We start from the raw sequence: 18323 nt of genomic DNA on the forward strand, positions 1-18323 counted from the left end.
CACGGAAGCGTCCGCTGCCCGTGTCCATCGTGAACCTCGCCGACGCCCAAGCCGTACTCCCCACCTCCGCCGAACTCTGCGACCTGGTTCGCGCTGTGGCGGAGCGCCAGGACCGTACGGCCTTCGCGGTGTTGTTCAAGCACTTCGCGCCCCGCATCAAGACCTATCTGATGCGCTCCGGCGCGGAGCCGGACGCCGCGGAGGATCTGGCGCAGGAAACGATGGTCGCGCTCTGGCGCAAGGCCGCGCTCTTCGACGCGCGCCAGGCCGGTGTGTCGACCTGGGTGTTCACCATCGCGCGCAACCTGCGCGTGGACCGCTACCGCCGGCAGGGCGGCGCCGTCGAAGTGCTTTCGGCCGAGCAGGCCGACCTGGATTCCATGCCCGAGGATGCCCCGGCACCGGACGAGCGACTGCACGCCCGCCGCTGCGAACACCGGTTGCGCGAAGCGCTGCGGCGCCTGTCGCCCGACCAGGTGCGGGTGCTCCATCTGTCTTATTTCGAGGACCAGCCTCATGCGCGGATAGCCGACGAACTCGGCATTCCCCTGGGCACCGTCAAGTCGCGGGTGCGACTGGCGGTGGCGCATCTGCGTAAGCTGCTGGATGGCCTGGCATGACGACGATCCGACATCACCCGACCGACGACATGTTGGTCGCCCTCGCTGCGGGCACGCTGCCCGCAGGACCGGCCGCCGTACTGGCCAGCCACGTGGAGGACTGCGCCGTCTGCGCTGAGCGCGTGGCCGAATTCGAAGCCCTGGGCGGCGCGCTGCTCGAGGAGATGCCCGATGCCGGTCTGGCGCCCGAGGCGCTGGCCCGTACCCTCGCCGCGATCGATTCGCCCTTGGCGTCGAGCGTCGCCGCAACGCCGCCTCACGCCAGACGCGTGGGGCATCTGTCCCGGCCTGAGCTGCCCGCCGGCGCCCGCTGGCCACGCGCCCTCGACGGTTGCAGCGCCACGCCCTGGCGCTGGATCGGCCCGGGCATGCGCTGGAGCCGCCTGCGCCTGCCGCAGGACCCCGACGCCAACGTGTTCCTGCTGCGCATCGGCGCCGGCAAGTTCCTGCCGCCGCACACGCACAGCGAACTGGAGCTGACACAGGTGCTGTGGGGCAGCTTCCATGACGGCCGGGCGATGTTCGGACCGGGCGATTTCGACGCCGCGGACGGCACGATCCACCATCAGCCGGTCGTGCAGCCGGGCAGCGAATGCATCTGCCTGGCGGCGGTTGACGGCCGCGTGGTGTTCGACAGTTTTCTTGCGCGGACCCTGGGCAGCCTGGTGGGCATGTAAGGCGCGAGGGGCGTGACGCGCTCGACGCGGGCCGTCGGCTCACGAACTTTCCAGTCCTTGCGCTTCCTGCGGCACGCCGCATGGCCCGAACGACAAAGGCGCCGAAAGGCGCCTTTGTCGTTCGGGCCGATGGCGGTTCAGCCGCGCCAGGCGAGCGTGAGGCGGGTGGCCACGGCCGAGGAGACACCGGTCACGAAAGTGCCCCAGATCAGATCGGCCACCGTCACCTTCCACGGCCAATCCTTCAGCGTCGCCTGATTGGTCAGGTCGTAGGTTGCATAGCAGATGAGGCCCAGCAATGCCCCCATGGCGAGCGCCTGCATCGGCTTGCGTGCCTCAAGTGCCGGGCCGATGGCGAACACCACCATGCCCACCAGGTACAGCAGATAGAAGATCACGGCCGGGGCCGTCGCGAATCCATCCGCCATCAGGTGGCCGATGGACGGCCGGTACAGACGCGAGGCCATGGTGCCGAGCCAGACGGCATCGAGCCCGAGGAAGACCACGGCCGCGATGCCGTAGGCCGTGAGGTAGTGGGAAAAGGGCAGGGTCATGAACGGCGGGCCTTGGAGTGGAAAAGAAGCGTGGGAGGCCTGCTCAGCGCAGGCGATAGCTCAGCAACTTGCCGCCTTCGAGTGTGCCGTCCAGACCCACCCAGCGGCCGCTGCCGTCGTACCAGAGTTCGATGCGCTGCTTGAGCGCCACGATGCGCCAGCGCTGGGCCTCGACGGACTGGCCTCGCACATCGATGTTCGCCGCAGGCAACTGCTCGATGCGCACCGGCTCGAGCTTGCCGGTCTGGGCATTGAGCAGTTCGCGCTGGCGCAGGATGGCGCGGTTCCAGTAGGCGAAGCTCATGGCGCAACCGGCCAACAAGGGATCGCCCGGCTCCAGCCGCACGGCGAGCTTGTCACCGTTGTCGTCGGTGTCGGCCGTGAGGGACTTGAGGCAGTCGCCCTGCCAGCGCTCCTGCGCCTGATGGCGATAGCGGTAGACCGTGATGCCCAGCAGCTTCACATCGAATCGCGCCTCGCTTCGCAGGCTGCGAGCGGCACCGTCCTGCCCCTCCAGCGTGAAGACATGCTGGCCGATGGGCTTGCCGTCGAGCGAGGCCTCGAAGGACCAGACCTGCTGGGCCGAGGCCACGAAGGGCAGGGCGAGGGCCAGCAACCCGGTGGCCAAACGCCTGCTCATGCCGCACGCCCCCGCGGCGGCCAGGGAATGAAGGCACTGGTCCGCGCGACGTAGTCGCGATAGGCGGGGCGGCGCGCACTCAGGTCCTTTTCGAGCAGCGTGACGCCCGACACGCGCAGCAGCATGAAGGTGATCAGCACTGGCGAGACGAAGCACCAGAGCGCACTGGCGCCGGCGGCCTCCAGCGTCATCAGGGCCAGCCCCCACCACACGCAGCTCTCGCCGAAATAGTTGGGATGGCGGGTGTAGTGCCACAGCCCCTTGTCCATGACGGCATTGCCGCCCTTGTGCCTGGCGCGGAAGGCCGCCATCTGCGCGTCTGCCACGGCTTCGAATGCGATGCCGAACAGCGCCAGGGCGGCGCCCAGCAGGTCGATCGCCCCGAAGGGGCGGCTGCCCGCCAGTCCGGCGAGCAAAGGCGCGGAGATGATCCAGCCGAGCACCCATTGCAGCCCGAAAACGATCACGAGGCTCTTCCAGGCGAAGGCGGCACCGTGCCGTTCGCGCATCTCGGTGTAGCGGCGGTCTTCGCCATGGCCCCAGTTGCGCCAGCTGATGTAGACGCACAGGCGCAGCGCCCACGCCAGCGCAAGACCCAGCATCACCAGGCGGCGCGTCGGATCCGCCGCCGGCATCGCCACCGCATAGGCCAACGCCGGCACGGTGATCAGCCAGGGCCAGATCCGGTCGGCCAGGCTTGCATCGCGCTTCCAAAGGCTGGCAAGCCAGCCCGCCAGCGCGATCGGCAGCGACACCATGAGCCCCAGGAGCGCGGAATGCAGCATGGCGGCGGCCCTCAGCGCTTCTGGAACAGGTAGTGGCCGACCCACCAGCGCTGCCCCTCGTCCCAGCCGAAGAGCTCCTCGACCGAGAGAAAGAACAGGCGCCAGCGCATCCACCAGCGGTCGGCCTCGTTGGCGCCATAGGCAGCGGCGATCACCGGCAGCAGCTCGCTCCTGCGGGCGTCCATGTTCTCCAGCCAGGCCCGGGCGGTGCGGGCATAGTGGCGCCCGTCCCAGCGCCAGCGGTCGACGAGGCGCAGGTCATCCTGGCATTGCATGGCCAGGTCGTCGCTGGGCATCATGCCGCCGGCGAAGAAATAGCGGGTCATCCAGTCGCTGGCGTCGCGCTCGACGAAGGGGTAGGGCGCCTCCTTGTGCACGAACACGTGCATGAAGAAGCGGCCTTCGGGCGACAGCCACTTGGCCACGCGCGCGAATGCGGCCGGCCAGTTGCGCAGGTGTTCGAACATCTCGACCGAGACGATGCGGTCGAAACGCTCGTCGGTGTCGAAGGCGTTGACGTCGCAGGTGATGACCTTGAGGTTGCACAGATGCCGCCGCGCCGCCTGGCCCTCGATGTAGGCCCGCTGCGAATGCGAATTGGAGACCACGGTGATCGGGCTGGCCGGATAGCGGGCGGCCATCCACAGCGACAGCGAGCCCCAGCCGCAGCCCAGCTCCAGGATGCGCTGGCCGTTGACCAGGCCGGCGCGCTCGCAGGTGGTGGTCAAGGCGGCGGCCTCGGCGGTGTCGAGGTCCTCGGTGTCGGGCCCCCATTCGCAGCAGCTGTATTTGCGGTGCGCGCCCAGCACGCCGCCGAAGAAGTCGGCCGGCACCTCGTAGTGCTGCTCGTTGGCCTTCTCGGGCAGCGGGGCCAGGGGGGCCGTGCGCATGCTCGCGAGGAAATCGCGGGTCTGGCACGCCACGGCCTCGGCATCGCCGCATTGCAGTTCCTCGATGCGCTCGCGCAGCAGGCGGCGGATGCCGAGGCGGATCACGCTGTCGGGCACATAGCCCTGTTCGACCCAGCGGATGGCAGTGGCGGTGTTGTCACGGGGCATGGCGGTTCTCGTGTCGCAGTGGACGGAAGCGAAGGTGTGTCCGTCTGTACGCAGACGGCGGGCTTTTGGATTGCTCCGCCGGGATGCCCGGCATCGCTGGGCACAATGCCCTCATGCGTCTGCGCCTCTCCCATCACCTCGTTCCTGGCGCCTGTGCGCTGGCGGTCGCCGTCGTGCTGACCGGTTGTGCGTCGACCACGCCGCCGTCGCCCTCTGTGGGCCAGCCGCCAGTACCGGCACGCGGCACGGCGTCGTCGCCATCGGCTTCGACCCCGGTCTCGCCCGGCCGCGCGGCACTCGCTGGTGCGGAAGACCGAAACCCGGCATTTGCGGCTTGGTTGTCGCAGTTCCGCCAACAGGCCGTGGCTGCCGGAATCCAGGAGTCCACGCTTCGCGCGGCGCTCGATGGCGCGCGCTACCTGCCCGGGGTGGTCGAGCGCGATCGCAGCCAGCCCGAGTTCACCCGAAGCGTGTGGGACTACCTCGACACTGCCGTGTCGCCCCAGCGCGTGACGCGCGGCCAGGCCAAGCGGCAGGAGGCCGCGGCGGCCGCCGACGCCGCGGCCGCGCGCTATGGCGTGCCGGCGGAGGTGCTGGTGGCCGTCTGGGGCATGGAGAGCAACTTCGGCAGCAACTACGGCGACATTGCCACCATCGATGCCCTGGCCACACTGGGCTTCGACGGCCGGCGCGCGGACTGGGCGCGCCAGCAGCTGATCGCTGCACTGCGCATCGTGCAGAACGGCGACATCGATGCCGCGCACATGATCGGCTCCTGGGCCGGCGCCATGGGGCAGACCCAGTTCCTGCCGACCAACTTCCTGGCCTACGCAGTCGATGCCGATGGCGACGGCCGCCGCGACATCTGGGGCAGCATGGCCGACGTGATGGCCTCCACGGGCAACTTCCTGATGCGCGAAGGCTGGCAGCGCGGCCAGACCTGGGGCGCCGAGGTGCGGCTGCCGGCCGGCTTCGACCTGGCGCGGGCCGATCCGTCGGTGCGGCAGTCCTCCGCGCAATGGGCGGCAGAAGGCGTGAGCGCCGCGACGGGCGGCCCGCTGCCGGAGCTGAGCGACGCGTACGTGCTGCTGCCGGCCGGCGCACGCGGGCCGGCCTTCCTGGTCGGGCCGAACTTCCGGGCACTGCTTCGCTACAACAATGCGACCAGCTACGCCCTGGGCGTGGGCCTGCTGGCCCAGCGCATCGCGGGCGGTGCAGGCGTGATCGCGGAGTGGCCGCGCGACCTGCAGCCTCTGGGCCGCAGCGACATGCTGGCGTTGCAGCAGGCGCTGGCCGCTCGCGGCTTCGACCCCGGCACGCCGGACGGTCTGCTCGGCCCTGCCACCCGCGGCGCCATCCGCGCCTGGCAGCGCAGCAGCGGCCAGCCGGCCGACGGCTATCCCACCCGGCAGATGCTGCAGCAGCTGCGCGGGCAATGAATCTGCATGCATCGTTGCCGATGAAGGACCTGAGCCTCGACGACCGCGCCCTCATTGCCGAGTGCGAGCAGGCCTCGCTCGACCTGCTGGTGCGCAACCTGTCGCCCCACGGCATCCTGGCGGCCAGCCGCACCGAGGCGGCGGTGGCGCGGCGCTACACCCGCATCTTCGGCCGCGACGCGGCCATCTGCATCATGGCCATGGCCGGCAGCGGCGTTCCGTCGCTGGAGGAGGGCGCCGTCGCGAGCGTGCAGGCGCTGGCGGACCAGCAGGCGGCCAACGGGCAGATCCCGAAGTACGTGGACCCCGAAGGCCAGGACGCCGATTTCTGGTACTTGGGCTGCATTGACGCGACCCTGTGGTGGTTGATCGCCATCGACCACTTGCGCGGTCTGGGCCGTGTGCCCGGCGGCCGGTGGGCGGCCGGCGAGGCGCTGGCCATCCAGTGGCTGCTGGCGCAGGAGCATCAGCACTTCCGGCTGCTGCAGCAGAACGAGGCCAGCGACTGGGCGGACATCATGCCGCGCTCGGGCTTCGTGCTCTATACCAACGCGCTGTGGTACGAGGTCAAGCGCCGTTTCGGCCTGGCCCATGTCGAAGAGACGAAACACCACTTCAACCACCTCTTCAACCCCTTCCAGCAGGACCTGCCCGAGTACCACCGCGCCCGGCTGTTGCGCCACTATGCGCGGCGCGGCCGGCGCGACCCGGGCATGTACCTGAGCTTCGTCAACCTGTCGGTGGTGGGCGACGAGGGTGACGTGTTCGGCAATGTGCTGGCCATCCAGAGCGGGCTGGCCGATGCGGACATGGCATCCAGCATCGTGCAGCGCGTCGGCGAGGCGCGGGCCAGCGAGCCCTGGCCGGTGCGGGTGGTGCTGCATCCGCTGTCGCAGCAGCATCCGCTGTGGCGGCCCTACATGGGACGCCACCAGCAGAACTACCTGCATCAGTACCACAACGGTGGCATCTGGCCCTTCGTCGGCGGCTTCTGGGTAATGGTGCTGGCGCAGCTCGGTCTGCACGACCAGGCGAGCGCCGAACTGGTGAAGCTGGCGCGGGCCAATGCGCACGACGACTGGCGCTTCACCGAGTGGTTCCACGGCAAGTCGCTGGCGCCCATGGGCATGGCGGGGCAGAGCTGGAATGCAGCCGCCTTCCTGATGGCATCGCAGGCCGTCCGCGGTGCGGCACCCTCCGCCGCGCGGGCCGGATGAGACGCAAGGCCCCGATCAGCGGGCGGCGGCTGCGCCGCAGTCGGCGCACACGCCGTACAGCGTCAGCTCATGCGCCTCGACCGCGAAGCCGGCCGGCGCCAGGCCCGACAGGTCGCCGGGGCAGGCGTGGATGTCGAACACCCGGTCGCAGCGCCGGCACTGGAAGTGATGGTGGTGCGCATGCCGTGCCGATTCGTAGCGGGCCACCGCGCCGGGAAGCTCGACGGTGCGGATGGCGCCGCTTTCCAGCAGCAGCTTGAGATTGCGGTAGATGGTGGCGATGCCCAGCGCCGGCACTTCATGCTGGGCCACGGCCAGGATCTCGGCCGGCAGCAGCGGCCGGGGCGACTCATCGATCACCCGCCGGATGGCGGCCCGCTGACGGGTGCCTCGCGTGCCGATGGCGCCGTCCGGCACCGTGCCTTCGTCGGACGCGGGAGCGTCGTCCTCATGGTCATGGGAATGGCGGTGGGCGGCGCTCATGACGGGCAGTCTATCGAGTCGGTCGGCCAGCCCGGCGCAAGACGCACGACCTTCACCTCACCTTGGCGGTCAGCGCCGTCGCGATGGCTTCGGCATTGAAGCGGAACAGCTGCAGGTAGCTCCCGGCCTCGGTGCCGGGCGCCGAGAGCGCGTCCGAATACAGCCTGCCGCCCACCGCCACGCCCGATTCACGAGCGATTCGCTCCACCAGTCGCGGGCTGGAGATGTTCTCCATGAACACGGCGCTCACCTGGCCCTTGCGGATCTGCCGGATCAGCTGGGCCACCCCTGCGGCGGAAGGCTCGGCATCGGTGTTGATGCCCTGCGGCGACAGCAGCGTCACGCCGTAGGCCGCGCCGAAATAGCCGAATGCGTCGTGAGAAGTGAGGATGCGGCGGCGCTGAGCCGGGATGGCGCCGAAGCGCGCGCGGACCTCGCGGTCGAGCGCCTGGAGCTTGGCCGTGTAGGCGGCCGCCCGTTCGCCCATCGCGGTGGCACGGGCCGGCCGCAATTGGGCCAGTGCGTCGCGGATGTTGGCGACATAACGCACGGCATTGCGCAGGTCCTGCCATGCATGGGGATCGGTGCCCTCGCCATGGTCGTGGCCGTGGCCGCGTTCGGCCTCGTCATCGTCTGCCTTGCGCGGCGTGACGCCGGCGCTGGCCACCACCACGCTGCCGCGGTAGCCGGAGGTCTTCACCAGCCGGTCGATCCAGCCCTCGAAGCCGAGGCCGTTGACCACCACCAGGTCGGCAGCGGCCAGGGCGCGCGCGTCGGCAGGCGTGGGCTGGAACACATGCGCATCGGCATTGGGGCCGACCAGGGCCTGGACCTGCACGTCCGGGCCGCCGACCTCGCGCACCATGTCGGCCAGGATCGAGAAGCTGGCGACGATGCGCAGGGGCTTGTCCTGGGCGTGGGCGGCGCTGTTGGCCAGGGCGGCAATGGCGAGCAGGCCGGTCAGGAAGGGACGACGGGCGATCAAGGATGGCATGGTGCGAAAAGAAGCAGGGTGAATTGAATGAGGACGGGCGGCCCGCTTCGCGTGTCGGTGAGGCCGACGCGCTGGTTCTGCGCATCGACGGCCCGGGGGCGAATGGTTCAGGTTGTCGTGCTGGGGCGCATGGCTTCTGCGCCACGGCGCGTGCTCATGCAAGCCGGTGCGGGCGCCGCAGCCGTTGCCACAGCAAGCCTTCGCGGCTGCCAACGAACAGCGACAGCAGGTAGATGGCGCCGGCCACCAGCACGATGGCCGGCCCCGACGGCCACTGTGCGTGGTACGACAGCAGCAGCCCGGCCAGACCCGAAAAAGCGGCGATCAGCGCCGCCACCGCGATCAGCCCGCCAACCTGGCCCACCCAGAAGCGGGCGGCGGTGGCCGGCAGCATCATCAGCCCGACGGCCATCAAGGTGCCCATGGCCTGGAAGCCCGCCACCAGGTTGGCCACGGTGAGCACCAGGAAGGCCAGGTGCACCCAGCGCCCGGGCCCACCCACGCTGCGCAGGAAGCCCGGGTCCACGCATTCGGCGATCAGCGGTCGCCAGAGCAGGGCCAGCACCGCCAGCGTGACGCCGGTGGTGCCGCAGATCAGCAGCAGCGCGCCGTCGTCCACCGCCAGGATGGTGCCGAAGAGCAGGTGCATGAGGTCGACGCTGGTGCCGCGCAGCGATACCAGCATCACGCCGAGCGCCAGGGCGATGAGGTAGAAGGCGGCGAAGCTCGCGTCCTCTCGCTGCGCAGTGGCCCGCGCCACCACGCCGGCGCCCAGCGCCACGCCGATGGCGGCCAGAAAGCTGCCGATGCTCATGGCCGCGAGCGATGGACCGGCGATGAGGAAGCCCAGCGCCGCGCCGGGCAGCAGCGCGTGGCCGGTGGCGTCGCCCATCAGGCTCATGCGCCGCAGCACCAGCAGGGTGCCCATGGGCGCGCTGCCCAGGGCCAGCGCCAGCGCGCCGACCAGGGCGCGGCGCATGAACCCGAAATCGACGAAGGGCTGGATCAGCAAGTCGTGCAGCGTCATGGCCGGGCGCTCCCGACACCCTGCAGGGCGGGCGGGCCCTCGCATACCGGCGCATGCGCGTCCCAGGCCTGCGCCATGCGTCGTGCCGAGGCCAGATGGGGGGGCTGCAGCACTTCTGCTACGGGGCCCCAGGCCACGCAGCGCCGGGCCAGCAGCAGGGCCTCGTCGAAATGGGCCTCCACCTGGGCCATGTCGTGCAGCACCGCGATGACCGTGCGGCCTTCGGCGCGCCAGCCGTCCACGACGGCCAGCAGGTCGTCGGTGGTGCGCGCGTCCACGGCGTTGAAAGGTTCGTCGAGCAGGATGACCGGCGCATCCTGAAGCAGGGTGCGCGCGAACAGCACACGCTGGAACTGGCCGGCCGAGAGTTCGCCGATGCCGCGCCGCTCGAAGCCGAGGAGGCCGACCGTCTGCAGGGCGCCGAGGACGGCGTCGCGATGGGCAGGACGTAACCTGCCAAAACTGCCGATCTGGCGCCAGAGCCCCATGGCGACCAGGTCGAAGACCTGCAGCGGGAAGGTGCGGTCGATGTCGGCCTGCTGCGGCAGCCAGGCGATGCGGCCGGCACACTGCGTGTCCAGATCGATCCGGCCGGTGCTTGGACGCAGGCGACCCATGATGGCGTTCAGCAAGGTGGTCTTGCCGGCGCCATTGGGACCGACGATGGCGGTGAGCGCGCCGGCCGCGAAGCCGCCCGTGACGTGATGCACCGCCGGATGGCCGCGGTAGGCGACGGTCAGATCAAGCAGGCGCACGGGGCACGCCCGGGCCGCCTGCACGAGCGACGCGGCGGTTTGAATGCTCGACGCGGTGGAAGGGCGGAGCGCGCTCATTCCAGCATCGCCCACCAAGCGGCCAGCCCCAGCGCAGCAATGAGGAGCGCGGCCAGTGCCAGACGCACGCCTGCGCCCAGGCTCATCAGGCTGGCGGGCGAAAAGGCCCGGATTGAAAAAGCGTCACGAAGCTTGGAGAACACGATAACGATTGTACGTTATCAATAAAGAAGTTGCTTTGTTGGGTCGTCGGCACGAGCGCCGAGGCGACCTGGCAGCTGTCGTGTACCTACTGCCGAACGGCTCGCCCTCTATGGCAAACTGCCGCCCTTTTTCCCTGGGTAGAACCAAGCAAGCATGCAGAAGATCATTCGCCAGATCGCCGCCGAGCTGAAGGTGGGCGAGCACCAGGTCCAGGCCGCGACCGACCTGCTGGATGGCGGCGCCACGGTGCCGTTCGTCGCCCGCTACCGCAAGGAGGCCACCGGCGGCCTGGACGATGCGCAGCTGCGCGAGCTGGAAGTGCGCCTGACCTACCTGCGCGAGCTGGAGGAGCGCCGCGGCGCGGTGCTCAAGGCCATCGACGAGCAGGGCAAGCTGACCGACGCCCTGCGCCTGGCCATCGCCAGCGCGCCGACCAAGCAGGAGCTGGAGGACATCTACCTGCCCTTCAAGCAAAAGCGCCGCACCAAGGGCCAGATCGCCCGCGAATTCGGCATCGAGCCGCTGGCCGACAAGCTGCTGGCCGACCCCACGCTGGACCCGGTGGCCGAGGCCCAGGCCTTCCTGAAGCCACCGACCACGCTGGACGACGGCAAGCCGGGCCCCGATTTCTCGACAACCATGGCCGTGCTCGACGGCGTGCGCGACATCCTCTCCGAGCGCTGGGCCGAAGACCCGGCGCTGGTGCAGTCGCTGCGCGAATGGCTGTGGGCCGAGGGCCTGCTCAAGTCCTCGCTGGTGTCGGGCAAGAACGAGCACGACCCCGAGGTCGCCAAGTTCCGCGACTACTTCGCGTACGACGAGCCCATCGGTCGCGTGCCCTCGCACCGGGCGCTCGCCGTGTTTCGCGGCCGGCAGCTGGAGATTCTGGACGCCAAGCTGGTGCTGCCCGTGGAGCCCGAGCCCGGCAAGCCCAGCATCGCCGAAGGCCGCATCGCCCTGCACCTGGGCTGGAGCCACCAGGGCCGCAAGGCCGACGACCTGATCCGCAAGTGCGTGGCCTGGACCTGGCGCGTCAAGCTCAGTCTGTCGAGCGAGCGCGACCTGTTCTCGCGCCTGCGCGAAGAGGCCGAGAAGGTTGCCATCAAGGTCTTCGCCGACAACCTGCGCGACCTGCTGCTGGCCGCGCCAGCCGGCCCGCGCGTGGTGATGGGGCTGGACCCGGGCATCCGCACCGGCGTGAAGGTGGCCGTGGTCGATGCCACCGGCAAGCTGGTGGACACGGCCACCGTCTTCCCGCACGAGCCGCGCAAGGACTGGGAAGGCTCGCTGCACACGCTGGGCAAGCTGTGCGCCAAGCACGGCGTCAACCTGATCGCCATCGGCAACGGCACCGCCAGCCGCGAGACCGACAAGCTGGCGGCCGACCTGATCAAGCTGCTGGGCAAGATGAGCGAGCAGGCCGGCGCACCCGCACCGCATGTGGAGAAGGTGGTGGTCAGCGAAGCCGGCGCCTCGGTCTACAGCGCCAGCGAATACGCCAGCCAGGAAATGCCGGACGTGGACGTGAGCCTGCGCGGCGCCGCCAGCATCGCGCGCCGGCTGCAGGACCCGCTGGCCGAGCTGGTCAAGATCGACCCCAAGAGCATCGGCGTGGGCCAGTACCAGCACGACGTCAACCAGAGCGAGCTGGCCCGCACGCTGAGCGCCGTGGTCGAGGACTGCGTGAACGGCGTGGGCGTGGACCTGAACACGGCCAGCGTGCCGCTGCTCAGCCGCGTCTCGGGCCTGACGCCCAGCGTGGCCAAGGCGGTGGTGCGGTGGCGCGAGGCCAACGGGGCCTTCTCCACGCGCCGCCAGTTGCTAGAGGTGAGCGGCTTCGGTCCCAAGGCCTTCGAGCAGAGCGCGGGCTTCTTGCGCATCCGTGGCGGTGCTGACCCGCTCGACATGACCGGCGTGCATCCGGAAACCTATCCGCTGGTGCAGAAGATCATGGAAAAGACCGGCAAGCCGGTGGCCGAGCTGATGGGTCGCGCAGACATGCTCAAGACGCTGCGCCCGGAGCTCTTCGCCAACGAGAAGTTCGGCGTCATCACCGTCAAGGACATCCTGTCCGAGCTGGAGAAGCCCGGCCGCGACCCGCGTCCCGACTTCAAGGTGGCGCGTTTCAACGACGGCGTGGAAGACATCGCCGACCTCAGGGAAGGCATGGTGCTCGAAGGCACGGTCAGCAACGTGGCCCAGTTCGGCGCCTTCGTGGATCTGGGCGTGCACCAGGATGGGCTGGTGCATGTGAGCCAGCTTTCCCACAAGTTCGTCAACGACGCGCGCGAGGTGGTCAAGACCGGCGACATCGTGCGCGTGAAGGTGATGGAGGTGGACGCGGTGCGCAAGCGCATCGGCCTGACCATGAAGCTGGATGCGCCCACCGGTGCCGGTCGGCGTGAGGGTCCGCGGGACGGCAATCGTTTCGAGCCGGCCGGCCGGGGCCAGGGGCCGCGCCGGGACGCAACCCCACCAGCGGCGGGTCAGATGGCCGCTGCCTTTGCAAAACTGCAGAGCCTCAAGCGCTGAATCGCTCGAGAATCTTCTCGAAATAGCTCTGGCGCAGCGGCTAAATCGCTGATGCAAATAATGATTTCTGAATAAAATCTTCTCAGAAATCATTTCATAACCATGCGGCCGGTTCAGCTTCACCCCGATGCCTTGCGCCAGCAGCTTGCGCGCGCCCCGGCACAGGCTGCGGCCCGGTTGGCATCTGCGCTCGGCGTCAGCGTTCCGACGCTCCATCGCCAGATGGCCCGTCTGCCGGCCGGCGATGTGCTCAGTGCGGGCCGGGCGCGGCGCGCCCGCCATGCACTCACGCGCCGACTCCGGGGAGGGCCCTCGCAGCTGCCGGTGTTCGCGGTCGACGGCGACGGAAGGCTGCAGACGGTCGGGCCGCTCACCCTCACGCAGCCTGAAGGCAGCCACCTGCTGCTGACTGCCGCGGGCTGGCCGGTGCCCAGCGAGGCGCGCGACGGCTGGTGGCCCGGACTGCCATATCCGTTGCATCAGATGCGGCCGCAGGGCTACATGGGGCGACAGTTCGCGCGGCTGTCGCATCGGCGGCTGCAAGTGCCCGAGGATGTGGCCCGCTGGAGCGACGACGATGCACTCTTCGTCATGAGCGTGGCCGGCAGCGACCTGAGCGGCAACCTGATCGTGGGCGAGGCGGCGTGCCAGCAATGGCTGGCCGACCGCGCCGCTCCTGAGCCGCCCGTGGGGGAGGCGGACATCGCGGCGCACTACGTCCAACGTGCCCAGGAGGCCGTGGCATCGGGTGTGCCGGGCTCCAGCGCGGCGGGCGAGTTTCCCAAGTTCACGGCGGTGCGCGCCCTGGCGGGCGCCGCGACCCCACATGTCATCGTCAAGTTCTCCGGTGCCGACGAGTCCCCCACCGTGCGCCGCTGGGCCGACCTCCTGGTCTGCGAGCACCTGGCCCTGGAGGCGGCGGCTGCGCTGCCCGGGCTGCGCGCGGCGCGCAGCCGCATCGTGGTGGGAGGTGGGAGGACCTTTCTGGAGGTCGAGCGTTTCGACCGGCACGGCGAGGCCGGCCGCAGCGCCCTGTGCGCCCTCGATGTGCTGGACGCCGCCTTCCTCGGCCGCGGTGGCAGCCAATGGCCCGCACTGACCGCTGCGCTGGGCGGGCTCGGGCTGCTCGCGCCGGGGGTCGAGGAGGCCGTGCAACGGCTCTGGTGGTTCGGCCGCCTCATCGCCAACAGCGACATGCACACCGGTAATCTGGCTTTCGCGCCAGAGCAGGGTCGCCTGGCCCTGGCGCCTGCCTATGACATGCTGCCCATGCGCCTGGCGCCGCTCGCCGGTGGCGAGCTGCCGGCGCGCAGCCCCGAGTTCGCCCTGCCGCTGCCCGATGAGCGACCGGCCTGGCACGATGCCTGCGCGGCGGCGCTCGGCTTCTGGCAAGGCGCGGCGGCCGATGGGCGCATCAGCGATGGCTTCCGGGCGCTCTGCGGCGCGCATGCGCAGGCGCTGCAGCAGTTGGCGGAGCGGGCCTGAGCGTCGGGCATGCCTCGGGGCCCAGCCGCAACAATGCCGCGCAACGAAGCAGCCAGCAGCGTCCCGCACAATCCGCCGACTTTCCCGCTCCCATGAACGCCTTGCGCATCCACGCTGGCCCTGCAGCCCGCGCCCATATCGAGAAGAACGGCCTTGCCCCCGACCACATCCGGGTGATCCCCGGCGCCGCCGGCGGGCCCAAAGGACTCATCCTCGGACCGCTCGACCGCTTCCTCTTCGGCGAATGGCTACCGCAGTCGGGGCAGCCGGTGGATCTGGTCGGTGCCTCCATCGGCTCCTGGCGGCTTGCCACGGCCTGCCTGCATGACCCGGCCGAGGCCTTCGCCCGTTTCGAACGCGATTACATCGCCCAGCGTTTCGATCCGCCGGCGGGCGCCCGTCGCATGAGCGCCCGGCAGGTCAGCGAGCGTTTCAACGCCGACCTGTGCGGCTTCTTCGGCCCGCGCGCCGCCGAAGTGCTGGCCCATCCCCGCTATCGGCTGCACATCGTCACGGCACGCGGGCGTCACCTGCTGGGCCGCGAGGGCGGTGCGCGGACTGTGGCCGGCTACCTGGGTGCCTTCATGACCAACGGCCTGCACCGGCGGGGACTGGGCGCCTGGCTGGAGCGGTGCGTGTTCTCCGCCGGGATGGCCGAGCTGCCTTTCGACGCCAGGGACTTCCCCACCCGGCGTGTGGGGCTGGATGCAGCCAATTTCCATCCGGCGCTGCAGGCCTCGTGCTCCATCCCCTTCGTCTTGCAGGCCGTGCACGACATCCCGGGCGCACCGCCAGGCGCCTACTGGGACGGCGGCATCACCGACTACCACCTGCACCTGCGCTACCGGGCCGACGACGGCATCGTGCTCTATCCCCATTTTCAGCAGGCGGTGGTGCCGGGCTGGCTCGACAAGGGTCTCAAGTGGCGCCACCGGTCCACGCCTGCGCTCGACCACATGGTGCTGATCGCCCCCCATCCGGACTGGGTGCGCAGCCTGCCGCGCGGCAAGCTGCCCGACCGCACCGACTTCACGGATCCGGGTCTGGACCCGGCGGCGCGGATGCAGGCCTGGCGCACGGCGGTGGCGGAGGCGCAGCGTCTGGCCGACGAATGGGCGCAGTGGCTGCAGCGGCCCGACCCCGCGTGCGTGTTGCCCCTCTGACGCGCGTCAGGGTTCGCTCGTTTCGACGATTGATTTAATTCTTTGTCATTAAATCAACTGGAAATTTGTCAGGCAGTTTGTTAATTGCGCAAATTTTTTGTTGAAAAACCTCAAGCCCCCGACGACGCTGCCGATATTTCCAACAGGGATCAGTCCCACGGAAGGCTTGCCATGCTCAACACCCAGTCGCCCTCGCTGCCCTTGTCCGGAGACGAGTCCGGCATGCTGGCGCAGGACGGTGCGAGGCCGTCGATGGGCCGCCGCGTGATCGTCGACGCCCACCGGCGTGTAGGCGGCTACCAGGCCGTGCCCGTGCGTGGCCCCGCGGCGGAGCGCCTGCTCGACCCGAGCCTGCGCGAGCCCGACGCCGGCATGATGCCGGCGCTCAAGGGCCTCACCTTTCTCGCCTGCAGCTGCGACGACATCGCCGCCGGTGCGCTCGACGGACTCGACCCGGAACACGTGGTGCTTCAGATTGCCCGGGGCGGCGCCCAGCGCGGCTTCGACACCGAGCTTTTGCAATCGGCCCGGGCGCGGGGCTTCAAGCTCGCGTTCGACGTCAGGCTGCTCAAGGAATACGAGGCCTCGGTGCCGCTGGCGTCCTATGTCGTGCTGGAGATGGGCGTGCTGCCGCTGGACCTCGCGTCGATGATGGCGCGCGCGATCCAGAAGACCACGCAGGCCATCCCTCTGGCGATGCATGTGCGCACGCCGGTGCAGTTCAAGCAGCTGGCCGCCTCGGGCGTGCGCCTGTTCGAAGGCCGCTGGTACCTGCAGCCGCCCAGCGTGGCCGACCGCAGCGTGCAGCTGTCGTACACCTCGCTCATCAAGCTGCTGAATCTTGTAGCGCGCGAGGCGGAGATTTTCGAGATCGAGGCCCTGCTCAAGCACGAGCCCACGCTGGCCTACAAGCTGCTGAGCCACCTCAATACCGCGGGCATCGGCTTTGGCCAGAAGATCGACTCGTTCCGTCACGCCGTGATGGCGGTGGGCATGAAGGCGCTGCTGCGCTGGGCGGCGCTGCTGTTGGCCGGCACCGCGCCGGGCAGCGTCGCTCCGGCAGCCGGCACCACCGCCGTGGTGCGCGGACGGCTGATGGAGCTGCTCGCGCTGCAGGAAATGTCGCCTGGCGACGCCGACCAGGCCTTCATGGCGGGCCTGTTCTCAATGCTCGACGTACTGATGTCCACGCCGCTGCGCGAAGCGCTGGCGCTGATGCCGCTGCCCGACGCGGTGCGCGAGGCGATCCTGCAGGGCAGCGGGCCTTTTGCCGGCCTGCTGGAGCTGGCCAAGGCCTGCGAGAGTGCGGATGCCGGGCTGCTGGAGATCGTCTCGCAGCGCTACCGCATCCCGGTGGACCGGTTGCTGGCGATGCATGTCGAGGCCCTGGGCTGGGCCGAGCAGCTGGGCGTCTGAGGCCGCGCGCCAGCGGCTCGCTGGCGGCCTGGGCTCGGGCAGGGCGCCTGCCCGTCCCGCAGGCGCATCACATGGACGCGAGCAGCATCTCGCGGTAATCCTCGCGTGTGGCCAGCCGCGGGTTGGTCTTGTGGCAGTGATCGGCCATGGCGCCATCGATCACCTTGTCGAACATCGCCTCCGTCACGCCGACCTCGGCCAGGCCCGTGGGCAGGCCCAGGCGGGCGCTCATGTCGCGGATCGCCTCGCCGATGTCGCCCGGCTGGTCCAGGTGCATGGCCCGGGCCATGCGCTGCAGTCGATGCTCCTTCTGCACCGACTCGGCGCCCGCGTTGAACCGCACCACGGCAGGCAGGAAGAGGGCGTTGAGGGTTCCATGGTGCAGACGCGGGTCCACGCCGCCCAGGCTGTGGCTCAGGCTGTGCACGCAGCCCAGGCCTTTCTGGAAGGCCATCGCGCCCTGCATCGAGGCGCTCATGAGGTTCAGGCGCGCCTCGCGGTCGCTGCCGTCCTTCGTGGCACGTTCGATGTGGTTCCAGGCGCGCTCCAGGCCGTCGAGCGCGATGCCGTCGGCCGGCGGGTTGAAGGCGCCGGCCATGAAGGTCTCCATGCAGTGGGCGATGGCGTCCATACCCGTCGCAGCCGTCAGCTTGGCCGGCAGGCCCAGCGTGAGTTCGGGGTCGCAGATGGCGGCCTTGGGCATCAGGTGCCAGCTGTGGAAGCCCAGCTTGCGGTGGTCGTCCACGATGATGATGGCGCCGCGGGCCACCTCGCTGCCGGTGCCGGCCGTGGTCGGCACGGCGATCAGCGGCGCCACCTGCTCGGTGATCTTCGGCGAGCCGCCTTCGATGGTGGCGTAGGTCTTGAGCGGCCCCTCGTGCGTGGCGGCGATGGCCACGCCCTTGGCGCAGTCGATGGCCGAGCCGCCGCCCACCGCGATCAGGCCGTCGCAGCAGCCCTGGCGGTAAACCTCGACGGCGGCGCGCACGGCGGCCTCGGTGGGGTTGGAGGGTGTCTGGTCGAAGACCGAGGCCTGCAGCCCGCCCAGGGCGGCGAGTGTCTTGTCCAGCAGGCCGGCGGCACGCACGCCGGCGTCGGTCACGACCAGGGGCCGCTCGATGCCGATGCGGCGGCATTCGTCGGCCAGCAGGCGCAGCGCGCCGAACTCGAACTGGATCTGGGTGAGGTAGTTGATGAGCGCCATCGTCGGTTGTCTCCGCGTTTAGGATTCGCCCGCATCCTAAAGCGAAGCCCCG

Annotated in this window: 17 protein-coding genes; 8 read left to right on the top strand and 9 right to left on the bottom strand. The window is 69.7% G+C overall.

The window, feature by feature from the left end; genetic code table 11:
- Window positions 1–20 precede the first annotated feature (20 nt).
- Together BXA03_RS17115 and BXA03_RS17120 are read left to right on the top strand one after the other, a co-directional pair.
- The gene (locus tag BXA03_RS17115) at window positions 21–620 is read left to right on the top strand and encodes a sigma-70 family RNA polymerase sigma factor (RefSeq protein WP_234983723.1); all 600 of its coding nucleotides are present in this window, start codon (window positions 21–23) and stop codon (window positions 618–620) included.
- Window positions 617–1297, top strand: coding sequence for a ChrR family anti-sigma-E factor (locus tag BXA03_RS17120; RefSeq protein WP_076510042.1), 681 nt, complete (start codon window positions 617–619; stop codon window positions 1295–1297). The genes BXA03_RS17115 and BXA03_RS17120 overlap by 4 nt, the downstream gene beginning before the upstream one ends.
- 137 nt (window positions 1298–1434) lie before the next feature.
- On the opposite strand, the gene BXA03_RS17125 is transcribed toward BXA03_RS17120, so the two are convergent.
- Genes BXA03_RS17125 through BXA03_RS17140 form a run of 4 tightly spaced genes read right to left on the bottom strand, consistent with a single transcriptional unit; the run spans window position 1435 to window position 4334 of the window.
- Window positions 1435–1851 (bottom strand): DUF2177 family protein, encoded by a 417-nt coding sequence (locus tag BXA03_RS17125; protein WP_076510044.1) that lies wholly within the window; start codon window positions 1849–1851, stop codon window positions 1435–1437.
- 43 nt (window positions 1852–1894) lie between these two features.
- A complete protein-coding gene (locus BXA03_RS17130) occupies window positions 1895–2491 on the bottom strand; it encodes a DUF6134 family protein (protein ID WP_076510046.1) in 597 nt (198 codons plus the stop codon).
- Window positions 2488–3276 carry a DUF1295 domain-containing protein gene (locus BXA03_RS17135; RefSeq protein WP_076510048.1) on the bottom strand — a complete coding sequence of 263 codons (789 nt, stop codon included), beginning with the start codon at window positions 3274–3276 and terminating at the stop codon, window positions 2488–2490. The genes BXA03_RS17130 and BXA03_RS17135 overlap by 4 nt, the downstream gene beginning before the upstream one ends.
- An 11-nt stretch (window positions 3277–3287) precedes the next feature.
- A complete protein-coding gene (locus BXA03_RS17140) occupies window positions 3288–4334 on the bottom strand; it encodes an SAM-dependent methyltransferase (protein ID WP_076510050.1) in 1047 nt (348 codons plus the stop codon).
- A 113-nt stretch (window positions 4335–4447) separates the two neighbouring features.
- Between BXA03_RS17140 and BXA03_RS17145 the strand changes: the two genes are divergently transcribed.
- Both BXA03_RS17145 and BXA03_RS17150 read left to right on the top strand, forming a co-directional pair.
- On the top strand, window positions 4448–5773 hold the full coding sequence (locus BXA03_RS17145; protein WP_076510417.1) for a lytic murein transglycosylase: 1326 nt from the start codon (window positions 4448–4450) through the stop codon (window positions 5771–5773).
- Between the two features lie 20 nt (window positions 5774–5793).
- Window positions 5794–6990: an amylo-alpha-1,6-glucosidase gene (locus BXA03_RS17150; RefSeq protein WP_076510052.1), complete on the top strand. Its 1197-nt coding sequence runs from the start codon at window positions 5794–5796 to the stop codon at window positions 6988–6990.
- Window positions 6991–7005: 15 nt separating this feature from the next.
- On the opposite strand, the gene BXA03_RS17155 is transcribed toward BXA03_RS17150, so the two are convergent.
- From BXA03_RS17155 to BXA03_RS17170, 4 genes are all read right to left on the bottom strand, one after another.
- A complete protein-coding gene (locus tag BXA03_RS17155; RefSeq protein ID WP_083716146.1) occupies window positions 7006–7473 on the bottom strand; it encodes a Fur family transcriptional regulator in 468 nt (155 codons plus the stop codon).
- A gap of 52 nt (window positions 7474–7525) precedes the next feature.
- Window positions 7526–8467, bottom strand: a complete 942-nt coding sequence (locus tag BXA03_RS17160) for a metal ABC transporter solute-binding protein, Zn/Mn family (RefSeq protein ID WP_076510054.1) — start codon at window positions 8465–8467, stop codon at window positions 7526–7528.
- 154 nt (window positions 8468–8621) lie between these two features.
- Complete coding sequence (locus tag BXA03_RS17165; protein ID WP_076510056.1) at window positions 8622–9494, bottom strand: metal ABC transporter permease; 873 nt, start codon at window positions 9492–9494, stop codon at window positions 8622–8624.
- A complete protein-coding gene (locus BXA03_RS17170; protein WP_083716147.1) occupies window positions 9491–10327 on the bottom strand; it encodes a metal ABC transporter ATP-binding protein in 837 nt (278 codons plus the stop codon). The genes BXA03_RS17165 and BXA03_RS17170 overlap by 4 nt, the downstream gene beginning before the upstream one ends.
- 297 nt (window positions 10328–10624) lie before the next feature.
- Here BXA03_RS17170 and BXA03_RS17175 point away from each other — a divergent pair, with 297 nt between their 5' ends.
- The 4 genes from BXA03_RS17175 to BXA03_RS17190 all read left to right on the top strand — a co-directional run bounded on the left by BXA03_RS17175 (window position 10625) and on the right by BXA03_RS17190 (window position 17067).
- Entirely contained in the window at window positions 10625–13003 is a 2379-nt protein-coding gene (locus BXA03_RS17175) for a Tex family protein (RefSeq protein ID WP_076510060.1), read from the top strand.
- Between the two features lie 102 nt (window positions 13004–13105).
- Window positions 13106–14488 (top strand): type II toxin-antitoxin system HipA family toxin YjjJ, encoded by a 1383-nt coding sequence (yjjJ, locus tag BXA03_RS17180; RefSeq protein ID WP_076510062.1) that lies wholly within the window; start codon window positions 13106–13108, stop codon window positions 14486–14488.
- A gap of 92 nt (window positions 14489–14580) precedes the next feature.
- Complete coding sequence (locus tag BXA03_RS17185; protein WP_076510064.1) at window positions 14581–15651, top strand: patatin-like phospholipase family protein; 1071 nt, start codon at window positions 14581–14583, stop codon at window positions 15649–15651.
- A 171-nt stretch (window positions 15652–15822) separates the two neighbouring features.
- Complete coding sequence (locus BXA03_RS17190) at window positions 15823–17067, top strand: EAL and HDOD domain-containing protein (RefSeq protein ID WP_076510066.1); 1245 nt, start codon at window positions 15823–15825, stop codon at window positions 17065–17067.
- A gap of 67 nt (window positions 17068–17134) precedes the next feature.
- On the opposite strand, the gene BXA03_RS17195 is transcribed toward BXA03_RS17190, so the two are convergent.
- Entirely contained in the window at window positions 17135–18271 is a 1137-nt protein-coding gene (locus BXA03_RS17195) for an iron-containing alcohol dehydrogenase (RefSeq protein ID WP_076510068.1), read from the bottom strand.
- Window positions 18272–18323: the final 52 nt, after the last annotated feature.

This window comes from Pseudacidovorax sp. RU35E (assembly GCF_900156165.1).
In the GTDB taxonomy this organism is placed as follows: domain Bacteria; phylum Pseudomonadota; class Gammaproteobacteria; order Burkholderiales; family Burkholderiaceae_C; genus Xenophilus.